This is a genomic window from Haladaptatus sp. DYF46 (genome assembly GCF_021083305.1).
Taxonomy (GTDB): Archaea; Halobacteriota; Halobacteria; order Halobacteriales; family Haladaptataceae; genus Haladaptatus.
On record NZ_JAJFAY010000005.1, the window covers coordinates 186,005 to 199,708 of the forward strand.

Here is a 13,704-nt window from a genome sequence, read left to right on the forward strand (position 1 = left end):
TGGGCTGGTGTCCCCCTGTTCCATGTCAGAGGAACTGAGATGAGCCCCCTGAAAGCGGAAGCCAACAGGGAGTCGAGAGAACGTACCTTCAACATGGGTGAACATGTGCGGGAACGTCCTCCCGCATATTGATAGCATGACATTGCTTGTTGGTCACATCATCTCATAGTTTGGTCGATAGAGATAAACAGAGATATCATCCTCGATATTCGAGGAGGGCCGAAAGTCCGTAGATCGATAGATCAACCACTATTGCCAGGGTCACAAGTCCGCTCGCAACAAGGGTTAGTAACTCAGGAAGCTTCACCCACGTAGGGAAGACGTAGGAGGCCCACCCCTCGATACTACGAATTGTTCCGACAACATCACCGGCGTTCGATGTTCGATCTTCGAGTTGCCACCCGGGAACAGTTTTTCCGGATTCTTCTGGAACGCTCAACCGGTCGGCAGAGTAAGGCAAATCGACGCCTTTGTACTCCCAGACGATGTCTCCCTGCTCGTTGATTTCGAAGACACGGTTATGAAGCGAATCTGTAATGAGCGTATTCCCGTTCGGAAGCCGATCAGCGTCACGTGGCCATAAGAGAATATCGTTCCCGCCATATTCCCAGACACGCTGCCCACTGGCAGTATCATACTCGACGATTCGGTCGTTTTCACTATCGGCAACGAGTATCGTCCCCCACTCTTCGAGACGCTGCGGACTGTGTTGCTCGTAGAGGAAGCTGTGGTTCCCTGGTTCGCCGATTACATCAACAATCTTGTTTGTGTTCGGATTCACTTCGATAACGGCGTCGAAATTCCGCACCGAAATCTGGAAATTCCCGTTCTCCAGACGGTCAATATCGTTCATATGCGTCCAGTCTTTTTCACCTCCTGGATTCGGATCACCACCATGCTTCGCATAAAATGGCGTTCCCTGCTCGAGATGATTTTCAGCGTGCCACTCCCACGTGATATTGCCCTGCTGGTTGACAGTGAATGCTCGATCATTCCCCATGTCGATTATCGCCGTCTCACCGTTTGCTAACCGATCAACGTCATGGACTTCGTGATGTGTAATGTACTCGTCGTACCAGGTGTACTTCCAGACCACGTTTTTCGTCTCATAGTCCAACTCAAGCACACGACTCTTGATACACTGGTCGGAATTGACCTGGAGCTGCTCAGCTGGACATGCTTTCGGCTCGAGTTTCGTCGTGACTGCGACGAGGATGTTCCCATTTTTCAGTCGTTCAGCATCGAAGACCCGTGAGTTCGGCGGGTCGAACTCCCATGCAACATCGCCTTTTGGGGTCACTTCGATAAGCCGCCCATCGTACTGGTAATCTTGCACGCTGATGAGCGTATTTCCAGGGTACGCTCCTGACGCGGTCTGTCGGGTTCGCGCCGATGTGTCAGCTGTATACGCCTGGACGCCTAACGAACAGACGAGGAGAAAGAGGATTCCTGCAAGCGAAAGAAGCCGAGTACGTCGATTCATGTCCAATACCAGTTGCACGTGAGTAGTAACACTAATGGTTCCGACTGAGGCACGCTGCAGTGAGTTGCTGCGATCGGTATGGATGGTTTTCGTATGGTCATTTGAAATCAACTACATAATGAGATAGCCAACAAGGATTCCGAATCCCCCACCACCGAGGATGAGATACACTGCACTGACGCCACGAACAAAGAGGAGGAAAGTGACGACAGCAAGGGCCGTAGTAACGATATCGACGATGCCCTCCTGCGCGAGTGTCACAGTTGCTCCGAGAATTGCACCGACAACAGCCGCGTTGACACCAATCAGCGCTGTTTGAATGATTTGGTTCTCGCGAACCCGTGCGAAGTACGGGAAGAATCCGATGATAAAGACAAACGATGGCCCGAACGCCCCAACAGTGGCAACGAACGCGCCGAGAATGGCAATTGGAACACTTCCGTAGGTATCGAGCATCAATTCGTATCCGATAAACGCTGTCGTCATTACGACGGGCCAGGAGAGAGCTGCCCGATCGCAACCCATCAACGAATACCTTCCCACTCATCCACCCGAACTCGCCGACAACATACTTCTCGATGAAGGGAATAAGCACCAGTCCACCCCCGTAGATGAACGACCCGGTGTATACCATGAACAGGAAGAGTTTGATCCACGGATTTGCCCAGAGCGCCAGGAGAAGACCAGCAACCGGACTGCGTTTCAAAAGCCCGATCACTGACTGGCTAAGAACTGCCGAGATGCGATCCCATAAGAGATAGAAGAGACCGGCAATGGCACCGAGAGCACCAGCTATTGAGACAGTTCGTCGATTCGAACGGATCCAGTCAGGTCGATAGACGCCCACTGCGATAACACCTGCAATGATGAATTCGAGCACTGGATTCGGATTGAGCACAACCGTCGCACTAAGTGCGCCAGCGAGTATGGCAAGGAGTTTGTAGTCAATGACCCAGCTGTCACGCCCAATAGGAAATGAGATCGTCATCAGCTTGCTTTAGAGCACTACGTGCCATTGAATACGATGCACCAACAATGAGACCAATCACAACCGGATTAATCCCGTAGAAGAATGCTTCGAGCGACGGAAGTGTCTGATACGCGAAGTAGAGATACGAGAAGCCAACAACGATGATGAACGTCGGCAGCATAAAGCAGAATCCTGCGACGAGTGCCCCCGTCATCCCAGCATACACCCAGCCCATGAAAATCCCTAATTGCGTGGATGCAGGACCGGGGAACATATTGCAAATCGCCAATCCCTCTATGAAAATTCCTTCATCCGTCCACGCCTTACTTTCGTCACCAACGAGTTCGTCTTCCATCATTGCAATGTGGACGAGTGGTCCACCGAAGCCGACAATACCAATTTTGAGAAAGAACAGGGAGATTTCAAGTAGTTTCTCCGGTGTCGCGTGTCCGCGGTATCGGTATGTGGGGCACTGTCTAGTTAAGCTCCTCCTCGACAGGCGTTCGATTGTCAAGCGATTGATGCGGTCGCTGATGGTTATAGTAATGCACAAACTGATCAAGCCACCGCTGGACGCTTGGCCGACTGCCCACCCACGACGTATGGAAGCGGTCGATCCGTTGTTTGAGCGTGTGAAACCACTTTTCGATCAGGTTTCGCTCTGTATAGTCGAGCCGACCGCTTAACCCAATCCGAAAGAGGGCAGTCCGATAGCCGTAGCCATCAACGAGAAACACGGCGTTGACGAGACGCTTCACGTCTCGTCTGCCAACCAGAAATCAAAGATTTCTGGTGACGTCCGAGAAATCGTGTTTCTCGGCCAATGCAGACAGAAACACAGCCGCTTGATCGGTCCCATGCCGATCAAATACTTCGATACCGAGCAGCAACTTTGTTTCGGTGTCTATTGCAGCGTACACCCAAGACCACTCGCCGTTAATTTTGACAGCGGTTTCGTCCACCGCGACCCGCGTCGGCGATGCCGTCACCAGAACGCGTTGCGTTCTGGTTGGCGAACGAGACGCTCCGCGTCTCGTTAACGTCCCCGGAAATCGGAGATTTCTGGTGTGCGAACGAGGGCTTCGCTCTCGTCAACGTCGCCGTCCGCTCACGCTCCCAACATTCAAGCGTAGCCGTGTCTAAACTCTCTTTGAGCTGGTTTGAGAGTAGCATCAATCACTAACTCTTCGACCTGCTCGTCCTTATCTAGACAGTGCCAGTTCTTCAATCAGGTGCTTTTACTGGCAATATTGGTGTGCCGGGCGATTGTGAATCTATTCTGTCAATAGGGGTATTCGGAAACAGAGTGGAGAGTAACGTTGTCCCGACGGCGAGCATAGAATTTTGTGACCTCCCACCGTTGCGGACACATGGAAACTCGACCACTCGGCGACATCGGTCACGACAGCTCGATTCTGACGTTCGGCGCCATCGCACTGAATTTCCTCGAACAAGACGACGCGAATCGGATGGTGGAGGACGTTCTCGATGCGGGTGTCAATCACTTCGACGTCGCTCCTACCTACGGTGACGCCGAAGTGAAACTGGCCCCAAAGCTGAACGAACACCGCGACGAAATCTTCCTCGGATGTAAGACCCAAGAGCGCACCTACTACGGCGCTTGGGGCGAACTCCATAAGTCATTGGAGCGCCTCGATACGGACTACATCGATCTGTATCAGTTCCACGCAGTGACCCGCTATGATGAACTGGACACTATCACGGGCGACTATCAGCCAGAGATGTCTCAAGGCGATCACGATCCGGGCGCGCTGGAGGCGTTCAGGGAAGCGAAAGAAGAGGGAATTATCGGCCATATCGGTCTGACAAGCCATGGTGATCCGAGCATCATTCGCACCAGTATCAAGCGCATCCCCGAACTAGAATCGGTGATGTTTCCGTTCAATTACACACTCGACTCGAAGGAGGGTCCCGAATACGACTACCGATCGGTACTCGAGTTCGCCCAAGAGCGCGGCCTCGGTACCCTGTGTATCAAAGGCTTCGCGAAACGGTCGTGGCCCGAGGACCTCTCCGAGGACGAGCGCCCCTATGAGACCTGGTATGAACCGTACGACACGGAAGAGGAACTCGTCGACTGCTTCCGCTACGCGCTCTCGCAGGGCATGACCACCATCCCGAGCGCCGGTGATCCGAACCTAGTGCCGGACATTCTCGACGCGGCGGACGAATACGAACCCCTCGACGAGGCTGAACAAGAGCGACTGCGTGAAGCCGGACGCGATCACGATTCACCGGTTCCGGCCCCCTAAACGACACCGAATCCGGAAATGCGAAAACGGTATTCCTCGGCAGCCGATTTTTCACGAACTCCCCGGACGGTAGTAGCTCGCAATCGGTTCGATCACCTTTTCGGCGAGTGCGAATATCGCCGAGCACTTCGGCCGACCGATCGGGCGGTCTTCGAGGTAGCCCTCAGAAGGGATTGCGACGGGACTTGTGGGAGGTAGTGATACTGTCCCCCGGACCGCGTGGTGACAGATGATCGAATTCCCCGGTCGGAATAGTGCCGCCGGCCCAGGCCATCCGGCCTTTGGTTTTGACATCGAGCCCTTCGTACGCGCCGAATCGATCGGATTCCGCTTCGATGTACTCCGTCAGTTCGCCGCTCTCGGCCGTTTCAGTGTCGGGATAGGTGTTCGCCCATGTGAGGTGGGTTGTCTCGGCCCCGAATCGCCACGATTTGAGCTCTCCCGTGATGACGTCCTTCCGGAAGCCCCGCGACGTTGACCCGTCCATCGCCTCCGGATAGCACCAGAGCGCGTGGGGGGCGTCGACGACCCCGAGCATCGCCGCAACATACCCGTTGCTGTCAGCGTACTGGTTCGTCTTCGCGGCCCGCGTATCGATGATAGCTTTCGTGTACTCGACTGCGTCGCCATCGACCATCGGGGACACCACCATCAGCGCGTCCTTCGAAACGGCATAAACGTACTCCGTCCCGTAGAGGTCGAACCCCTTGTAGCGTTCCGGCTCCGGCCGGGTGGTTCGCGTCGCTGTTGTGGAACTCCGCGCCGACGTCGTTACGGATGACTGCCTGTCGGTAGTGATTTTCTCTCCTATCGCCTCCGGATCGAACGATCCGAGAGCCAACTGCATGACGAAGTCTATCGCTACTGTGGCATCGACAGCGGTTTCATCGACGTATTCACCGGGAACGGGGCGCAACATCTGGGCCCTGAGTCGGGCGTAGGAATTATCGTGGATGGAATCTTTCCGGGCACGGATGCTTGCGATGTCGAAATACCGGATCCCGTAGCCGTCTCGCAGCGGGGTCGTCGTTGGATCCGGGAACCACCGTGTGAAATCCCTCGCATCGGTCCCGCCCGACTGGTTCGACGTGGTTGATTCAGTTGGACTACTGTTGCCGCCGGCCGATGAGTCAGTGAGACATCCGGCAGCCGACGCGAGCATCCCGCTACTGAGCGTGAGACCTGTCGACTTGAGAAACGTTCGTCGTGAAGGAGACATTGGATCATATTTATTATAATAGTACCATAAGTTTTTCCCCAAACAAATTTCAATAAACATGCGGGAAGATTGGGTGAAAATCTCCACCGCGCTCACCTCAAGCGAACTGTATCACACTCGAAGGGACAAAAATTCTCGGTCTATGCTGTGTCGAACGCTCACATCATGCTACTTTTCAGCAGATCTATCCGACATCCGACAGTGTATTCGACCCGCCGTCGTTCACGAGAGCGAAGCGTTCGTGTGCCAACCGGAACGCAACGCGTTCCGGTGGCGGCGCGGCCGACGCGGACTGCGGTGGACGAAACCTCTGTCAAACTCGCTGGCAATTGTCTTGTTCCCACTTTACAATGCCAATCGAAACAAAACTGCCGCTCGGCGTGGCCGTGTTCGAGAAATGACACTTGTTCGACAGCTTCGGTTCACACTGAACTAGCGGGAAACACGACCGTTCTGACGAGAGTCTTCTCGTCGATAGCCGCGGTTATCGGATCAAATTCGTTCGTATCCGATTGAGCTGTCGCTTCGAGTACACCGATCGAAACCCGATCGAAAACGGTGACAAACCCTCTAATTGTGGATCGACCGCTTCCACGTCTCATGGGTGGGAGTCGGCCAAGCGCCCATCGACTCTTGGATAGTCTGTACATTACTACGACCGTCAGCGGCCGTATCAATCTCCTATCGACCGAACGCCTGTCGAGGAAACAAGGACGGAGAAGTGATTTACAGACGCGTCTGCAATTGTTTTCTTGCTGACTGCTTCGCTTCGTAAAATCAGATCCGGACGGCTAATCTCGATACCGTGTTCGATAAATGACGATTCGGTGACGCTCAGACGAACTTCACGCCAGCGTGGTCGATGTCGTCGTTGTACCGCGCCAAGTTGATGAGCAGTGGCGTGAGTGACTCGACTTCGGTTGCGTTCGCTAGCGGGCCAGCGTCGAGTGCAGTGATACCCTCCAGTCGCTCGACCATGTCCCCGACCGTCCGCTTCGCGTCGGCCGAGTCGCCGAACACGAGCGTGTCCATCTCGAACGTCACGTCGAGGTCGGCCAGACGTTCCGCCGAGAGGTTCGTACACGCCCCGACGACGGGCACGTCGTCCGGGGCCGTCTCGGCGACGAGTTCGGCGACGCTTCCCGTCGGCGGCGGCCGATAGTGGAGTCCGTCCGCGTCTCCCTGCATCCCGACGGCGGGACTGACGAGAACAGTCTCGGCGTCGAGTTCCTCGGCGATCGATTCTATCGTCCCTTTGATGTAAAACGGCGGAATAGCCAGCACGACGACGTCGCTTCGACTCGCAGCCTCGCGGTTGTCGAAGCCCGCTATCGAACAGGTCGCTCCACGACCGTCGAGTTCCCGGTTGAGAGCATACTCCGGTTAGTAGCTCATACCAACCACAAACGATCCCTGAAAGCAGGTCTACACGCTATCCAAGCCGCGGAAAAAGCCATGAGAGAACCGTGTTTCCGGAACGAACCACTACCCGTGTTCACTCATCGTCCGTCGAGAGATCGCGAAGGTGGTCTACGACCGTTTCCTCATTTATCATCCCGTACCGGTTCGACTCAGTGTCGATGGTTGCGACACTGACGTCCGTTGCCGACAGCTCATCGTCTTTCACGCTTTTAAATGCCTGAAGAACGACGCGAATGCCGCTATCGATCGAGATATCGGCCTTATACTGTTCTTCGAGAGATGCTTTCAGGTCCTCACTCCTCGCACCGATTGCAGTTGCCCGCCATTCGGACGCCGTTCCTGCCGGGGATACTTCGAAGAGTTTCGGTTCGCCCTCGTCGATGCCACCGATGAGAAGCCCGACACCAAATGGTCGTGTGCCACCTTTCTGCGTATGTTCTTGAATATCATCACAGACCGCGGTGGTGAGCGTATCGACGCTAATCGGTTGATCATAGCGCCACTGCTCGACTTGTGCATGCTGACGTGCCTTGTCGACTAGTTGGCGAGCGTCAGCGGCATGGCCCGCGGATGCGATCCCGATATGCTCGTCCGTCTTATGGAGCTTTTCGACCGACGACGATTCCATCAACGGTGATCGGGTATTGATTTCGGCTGCGAGCACCACCCCGTCAGTCGTCCGAATTCCGACACAGGCACTGCCCCGTTTGACCGCTTCGCGAGCGTATTCGACTTGGTAGAGTCGCCCGTCCGGTGAGAAAATCGAGGTGCCTCGATCGTATGCCTGCTGTTGATTTTGTCCTTGCATAGTGTTGTATAGAGCTCGGCTGTCGTTGCTACCCATTGGTGTGGGCTTTGTAAAGGAGTTTTGTTGTCTGTCGGGGAACGTGATGAAAAGCGGTCCTGTTTTCCCGCACTCCTGACCGCCCGTCGACCCACCGTTGGGGGTCCCTGTTGCCTGATCGGTGGTCAGTCGGACGGCGGAAACGATGTCCAATCCGGTGTGAAACGCCCCGTTTTCCGAGTGAATTCCAACATCACGGACGACCATCGCAAGGCACCCGGACGGTCCGCTACTACCACACCACAGTTCCGGAGTAATTCGGCGGTACACTGCCGATAGACGCCTTCTACCCACATCCGATCTTGTCTTTCAGACGGTCTTACCAGTTCGATATCAGTGAAAGACCTTTTGCTGACCCATGAAAGGCGGTCGACGGGACAAACTGTCCACTTCACAACTCGTCACAAAGAATGGGTTATCGCGAGTTCGGTCGCTGGAGGCGTGAGGCCATTACATCCCGCCAAGTCCGGACTTCGATAACCTCGAAACTAGAGGTACTACGGCGATGAATCGGAAAACGATGACACCATCGAACGTTCGAGCCTGATAGAACGTACAGAATAGGAGCGAGACTATTAGAGTTTAGACTATAATAGTTTCGTCACTAATTTCGAAGCACATACATACCCCGTATTTCTATAGCACGTATGGAACGGTTCGTCAATCGCATTACGGAACTTGACCGACTCGAAGCGCTGTACGATAGCGAGCAGGCGGAACTCGCAATCGTCTACGGGCGTCGACAAATCGGGAAAAGCGAACTCGTTCGCCAATCGGTTATCGATCGAAACGACGTCGTCTACTATCAGGCTATCCAAGGAACTCCCACGGCCCAACTTTCCCGCTTCGTCGAAGCAGCAGCATCACCATTTCCCGGCATCACGTCCGTCAAAGAGGAATGGGAACCGCTCCTCACACACCTCGTTGAGCGAGACGCGATTATCGTTATCGACGAGTTCCCCTATCTCATCGAATCGGACGAGAGCCTCCCCTCTATCGTGCAACACCTGTGGGATACCGGCGTGGACGACAGTCAATCGACGCTCGTCCTTACGGGGTCAGCGATCGGAATGATCCACACGTATCTGCTCGATGGCGGTGCACCGCTATATGGTCGTGTTTCCCAGACACCGAACGGTCGAATGGAACTCACACAGCTTCCCTTTCGGTCAGTTCAAGAGTTCGTTCCGGGATACAACCCGGAAGATCGCGTATTCGTGTACGGTGTTTTCGGTGGTACACCGCGCTATTTAGATCCGCTCGACGCATCACGATCGTTGGGAGAGAACATCACGCGACTATTGTGTGATCCGGACGGGTCACTTCACAACGAGCCAGAAACGGTGCTCCAAATGGAACTCGGTGAGGTGAACACGTATTTCTCGGTGTTGGAATCGATGGCGAGCGGAAATCGGAGCAGAAACGAAATCGCACAAGGGGCCGGAGTTGAGAGCACCAATACATCCTATTATTTCGACCGCTTGGAGACGCTTCAGATCATCGAGAAAAATCATCCAGCACTCGCTGACCCGACCCGAAGCAAACGAACACGATACAAAATCCGGGATCCCGTCTTTCGTTTTTACTTTCGATATCTGTACGGCCGCGGCGGTCAGTATGAGCTCTATGGCGAAAATGCATACGAGGATCTCATCGAACCGGAGTTGCCGGACTTCGTGAGTGAGACGTTTGAAGAGCTCTGTCACGACGCACTCCCTGAACTGTATCCCGAATGTACGTTCACACGAGTGCCGAGTCAGTGGTGGTACAAGGGACGTGAAATCGATGTCGTCGCCCCGACTGACGCATCGAAACTCCTCGTCGGTGAAGTCAAGTTCACAAACACTCCACTCGGATATGATATCCTTAACACTCTCGAAGAGACGGTGGAGTACATCGACTGGACACCGAAGACGGGCGGCGATCCGTCGTATGAATACGCGTTATTCAGCCGGTCGGGATTCAAGTCATCCGTAGAAGAAGCCGCCGCCGATCGTAGCGACCTTCGCCTTTTCGACCTTCGTGATGTTGTACGCACGCTTGAGACGGACGAAACGCGCTGAACACGGGCGGCCAATTGATCACAATAGTAGTGAACAGTGTAGCATTCACCGAGTACGTTCACTGAGAGCATTCACTAATTATGTTCAGTGATGAACACGCAGCTGTATGCTACATTTTTCAGATATCGCTACCAAAGTGGACGCCATAGTGAGAGGTTCAGCCGAGGTGTTCACGAACTACATTCAGTACCTATGTTCAGTGGTTCCAGTAGGTATGGCCTACAAAAGCAACCAATGGATGAATCAACCATGTGTATTCATTAGTTATGTTCAGCGATGATGTTCATCGAATCCATTCATCATATCCGTCCATTGAACACACCAATTACACCCACAAAAGAACACAAGACATGAATTCGTCTGACGAACTTTCAAGATGAATGGTTCTCCTGAAGAGAATATGTTAGCGTACTCAACGTACAGTGAGGCTGGCGGGGTGGGCAAGACCACAACCGCTGTGAACCTCGCGGTAGCGCACGCCCGCGCGGGTCTCAAACCGCTCGTGGTGCCACTCGACCCACAAGACGGTGATCTGTCCCGTCTCTTCGATGTCGACGAACATCGAACGGAGGCCGTCGATAATATCGTTCGGCATATGATCCGTCGTCCGAAAGGCGACTTCGATGACCTCATCAGGACGGTCGACGGCGTGGATATCATTCCAGAGCATAACATGCTCTCTGACCTCGCGGAGTACCTCCAGCGGGAGAAAGATCAAGCGGAGGCGATGGGAGAAGCGTTTGGAATGCACGCACAACTGCTCCGCGTCCTCCGTGAAGCAGGTGTCCCCGACGGGTACGATGTACTCATCTGTGATCCGCCAGCGACCGAAGGGCCACATCTCTACAACCCGATCCACGCGACGCGGTCGTTAGTTATTCCGGTCGAACCCACCGCGAAGGGTCGCGCAGCGGTCGAAGGGTTGGAATCACTCGTGACCGGCCTAGAGGACCAGTTGGACGTCGAAGTTGGCGTTCTCGGCGCACTGCCGATCGGGTTCAAAGACACGCGTGATCAGCGGGAAATCCTCGACGGAATCGAGTACCCGGTTCCGGAGATCATCGGGGAGCGTGCGTCTTTGATGGAAGGATGCTGGATGCAACAGTGTTCGGCGTTCACCTACGTCCGTGAATACCGGGACCGTCGTCGCGACTACGAACTCGAAACGCTCGCACAGTTCGACAGGGTGGCCCGGTATCTCGAGAGCCAAGTCGGTCTCGAAGCACCGAACGCACCTGAGCCAGGCGATCTTGATCACGAGGTTGTGACCGTATGACGGGAATGAAAGAAGGAGCGGGTGAAGATCCGTTCGCAGAAGACGCTAGTACAACCGATCCAACAGCTACCGAACGATCGGATTCGGACGGTATCGACGCCACCGACGATGAACCGGTTGCCAACGATGAACCGGTCACCAACGATGAACCGACCGACTCCTAATCAACGACGACGGACACGGCCAGTTCACGACGGACCATGCAAATTCCGTACAAGTTCCGCCGAGATGGGGTCCAAGACGGCCGCGATCGAGTACCACTATTCCTTCAAAAGGACACGAAAAGCGCTGAACGTGACGCGCTTCGAGAACTCGAAGACCGATTTGACGACGACGTTTCCCTGACCGATCTTCGAGAAGCCCTGATGAAAGTCGGTCTCCAACATCTCGACGAGGCCGAGGGTCACCTGGAAGAATGGGGATACGGAATGACGTTCGACTGAGTCGCGATTTTGCTACCGAGTTTATTTTTCCAACGTTCGGTTCCTCCGTCTGAAGCGAAACCTGACGATCGAGACCGGGATCAGCGTCCCACCAGACCGACGATCTGCTGGCGCATTTGAGTGTCGATCGGAATTTGGGAACACTGGTCGTCGAGTCCGATCGACTGAAGCAGAAGGCTCGCTTCGTCCAAAAGCGAAAGCTCTAGATACGTTCCTTCACGGTATCCGTCACTCGTCCGGGTCATGTCGATGATTTTCAACGTTTCATACTCACGGAGTTGGTCGGTGATACGCTTCTGACCCAGGACGTTCGTGCCGATTGACTCCGCGAATATACGGTAGACTTGACACATCTCGGTCGCCTTGAAATGGGATTGATTCGTGAATTCGTCCATGGCGGCAAGCGCCGCGATCGCGATCTTTGCCTGGGTTGGACAGCCCCGAATCAGATCTTGGACGCGTGTGACTTCGGCGTCATCGTTCGCAGCTCGGACGTGTTCTTCACGGACCTGATCACCATCGGCGTCGCGAGCGACTTCACCAGCAAGTCGAAAGAGATCGAGCGCCCGCCGTGCATCCCCGTGTTCCTGTGCGGAAAATGCAGAGCACAGCGGGATCACGTCCTCCGAAAGGACGCCCTCGTGATAGGCATCACGGCGTCGGTACAGAATATCTCCAAGCTGGTTTGCGTCGTACGCTGGGAAAACGATCTCATCGGGAGCGAACGAACTCTCGACACGAGTGTCCAGTCGATCACCGTATTTGAGATCGTTGCTGATACCAACGACGGTGATGCTAGCGTCGACGTCGTTCTCCTCACCGGCTCGAGAAAGCTGCATGAGGAGCTTACTGTCGTCGGCCTCCTCCGGGGATGTTCCGGGCATCATCCGGCGGCGCAAGTCGATCGATTTCGTCGAGGACGACAATGATCGCATCGTAGAGTTTGTCGATGACCGTCCACAAGCGGTCGTAGTACGCTCCCGTCGCGATTCCCGAGTGCGGAATCGTAATGCCCGTTTTCTGCGGGTCGTTCAGACTTTTCGAGAGGTGAATGACCGTTTGAACTTCCGAACGGCGTTGTGCGCAGTCGATGATTGCTCGACCGATCCGGGTGTCAGTCTCTGCACCGCGTTCTTCGACTTCTCGGCTCACATATCGAGTGACAAGCGTCTTTCCGGAACCGGACTTGCCGAGAAGGAGGGTTCCTTTCCCGGATCCTCCAGTTATCGTCGGTTTGAGTCGGCGGGCGACGGTCTCGATCTGGTCGTTTCGACCGACGATTTTGTCATGCTCGGGAATGTGGTCGATACGAAGTAAATCTTCGTTCGCGAAAATGGGATCGTCCTCGTCGAGCACGGAAAGAGGATCATCGCGAGCCTTAGAGCGAGAATGGGCAACAGCCCCATGCTCGGCAGCATAATCGCCGAGTGTTTTCACCTGTGCTGTGCCGGAATCCATACACCGGATTTCAAATGAATTCGGGTGCGATTCAGGCGGGTACAGGGACGGGGAGGGAACGGCGGAATAATCTGAACCCACGCTAGAAAGGCGATAGAAGCCCGGTAACTTCGGAATCATTTGAAATCCGGTGTCGATTGTGAACTACGACGGAAAGGACGAGTGCCGACGATCGAAACACCGATTCAGCATTTGGTATATAAACGAGCTGCTTGTAGAAACCGCCCATTCCTCAGAGTGATTGTACCTTTGG

The 13,704-nt window shown here is 54.6% G+C and carries 12 protein-coding genes and 3 pseudogenes; 5 read left to right on the plus strand and 10 right to left on the minus strand.

From position 1 onward, the window contains the following. Positions 1-196: 196 nt before the first annotated feature. The 5 genes and pseudogenes from LJF34_RS21100 to LJF34_RS21115 form a co-directional block, all read right to left on the minus strand. Positions 197-1,336, minus strand: a complete 1,140-nt coding sequence (locus tag LJF34_RS21100; RefSeq protein ID WP_231187560.1) for an aryl-sulfate sulfotransferase — start codon at positions 1,334-1,336, stop codon at positions 197-199. A gap of 258 nt (positions 1,337-1,594) precedes the next feature. Then, a complete protein-coding gene (locus LJF34_RS21105) occupies positions 1,595-1,939 on the minus strand; it encodes a chromate transporter (protein WP_255666358.1) in 345 nt (114 codons plus the stop codon). A gap of 115 nt (positions 1,940-2,054) precedes the next feature. Next, positions 2,055-2,471: pseudogene (locus tag LJF34_RS29300) on the minus strand (chromate transporter); the annotation flags it as partial. Next, complete coding sequence (locus LJF34_RS21110) at positions 2,443-2,967, minus strand: chromate transporter (RefSeq protein WP_231187562.1); 525 nt, start codon at positions 2,965-2,967, stop codon at positions 2,443-2,445. The gene LJF34_RS21110 and the pseudogene LJF34_RS29300, both read right to left, overlap by 29 nt. Then, positions 2,930-3,626, minus strand: a pseudogene (locus LJF34_RS21115) (DDE-type integrase/transposase/recombinase). The gene LJF34_RS21110 and the pseudogene LJF34_RS21115 overlap by 38 nt, the downstream one beginning before the upstream one ends. A 197-nt stretch (positions 3,627-3,823) precedes the next feature. Here LJF34_RS21115 and LJF34_RS21120 point away from each other — a divergent pair. After that, positions 3,824-4,726 (plus strand): aldo/keto reductase, encoded by a 903-nt coding sequence (locus LJF34_RS21120; RefSeq protein WP_231187564.1) that lies wholly within the window; start codon positions 3,824-3,826, stop codon positions 4,724-4,726. A gap of 163 nt (positions 4,727-4,889) precedes the next feature. Here LJF34_RS21120 and LJF34_RS21125 read toward each other — a convergent pair whose 3' ends face one another. The 3 genes and pseudogenes from LJF34_RS21125 to psmA all read right to left on the minus strand — a co-directional run bounded on the left by LJF34_RS21125 (position 4,890) and on the right by psmA (position 8,175). After that, positions 4,890-5,945: a hypothetical protein gene (locus LJF34_RS21125; protein ID WP_231187566.1), complete on the minus strand. Its 1,056-nt coding sequence runs from the start codon at positions 5,943-5,945 to the stop codon at positions 4,890-4,892. 834 nt (positions 5,946-6,779) lie between these two features. After that, positions 6,780-7,298, minus strand: a pseudogene (gene npdG / locus LJF34_RS21130) (NADPH-dependent F420 reductase); the annotation flags it as partial. 142 nt (positions 7,299-7,440) lie between these two features. Further along, the gene (gene psmA / locus LJF34_RS21135; protein ID WP_231187816.1) at positions 7,441-8,175 is read right to left on the minus strand and encodes an archaeal proteasome endopeptidase complex subunit alpha; all 735 of its coding nucleotides are present in this window, start codon (positions 8,173-8,175) and stop codon (positions 7,441-7,443) included. A gap of 683 nt (positions 8,176-8,858) precedes the next feature. On the opposite strand from psmA, the gene LJF34_RS21140 reads away from it, so the two are divergent. From LJF34_RS21140 to LJF34_RS21155, 4 genes are all read left to right on the plus strand, one after another. Further along, complete coding sequence (locus tag LJF34_RS21140) at positions 8,859-10,274, plus strand: ATP-binding protein (protein ID WP_231187567.1); 1,416 nt, start codon at positions 8,859-8,861, stop codon at positions 10,272-10,274. A 400-nt stretch (positions 10,275-10,674) separates the two neighbouring features. Next, positions 10,675-11,550 (plus strand): ParA family protein, encoded by an 876-nt coding sequence (locus LJF34_RS21145; RefSeq protein WP_231187568.1) that lies wholly within the window; start codon positions 10,675-10,677, stop codon positions 11,548-11,550. Beyond that, the gene (locus LJF34_RS21150; protein ID WP_231187569.1) at positions 11,547-11,714 is read left to right on the plus strand and encodes a hypothetical protein; all 168 of its coding nucleotides are present in this window, start codon (positions 11,547-11,549) and stop codon (positions 11,712-11,714) included. Before LJF34_RS21145 ends, LJF34_RS21150 begins: the two co-directional genes overlap by 4 nt. 36 nt (positions 11,715-11,750) lie before the next feature. Beyond that, positions 11,751-11,993, plus strand: a complete 243-nt coding sequence (locus tag LJF34_RS21155) for a hypothetical protein (RefSeq protein ID WP_231187570.1) — start codon at positions 11,751-11,753, stop codon at positions 11,991-11,993. An 80-nt stretch (positions 11,994-12,073) separates the two neighbouring features. On the opposite strand, the gene LJF34_RS21160 is transcribed toward LJF34_RS21155, so the two are convergent. Together LJF34_RS21160 and LJF34_RS21165 are read right to left on the minus strand one after the other, a co-directional pair. Next, complete coding sequence (locus tag LJF34_RS21160) at positions 12,074-12,877, minus strand: hypothetical protein (RefSeq protein WP_231187571.1); 804 nt, start codon at positions 12,875-12,877, stop codon at positions 12,074-12,076. Beyond that, positions 12,840-13,349 carry an AAA family ATPase gene (locus tag LJF34_RS21165; RefSeq protein ID WP_231187572.1) on the minus strand — a complete coding sequence of 170 codons (510 nt, stop codon included), beginning with the start codon at positions 13,347-13,349 and terminating at the stop codon, positions 12,840-12,842. Before LJF34_RS21165 ends, LJF34_RS21160 begins: the two co-directional genes overlap by 38 nt. Positions 13,350-13,704: the final 355 nt, after the last annotated feature.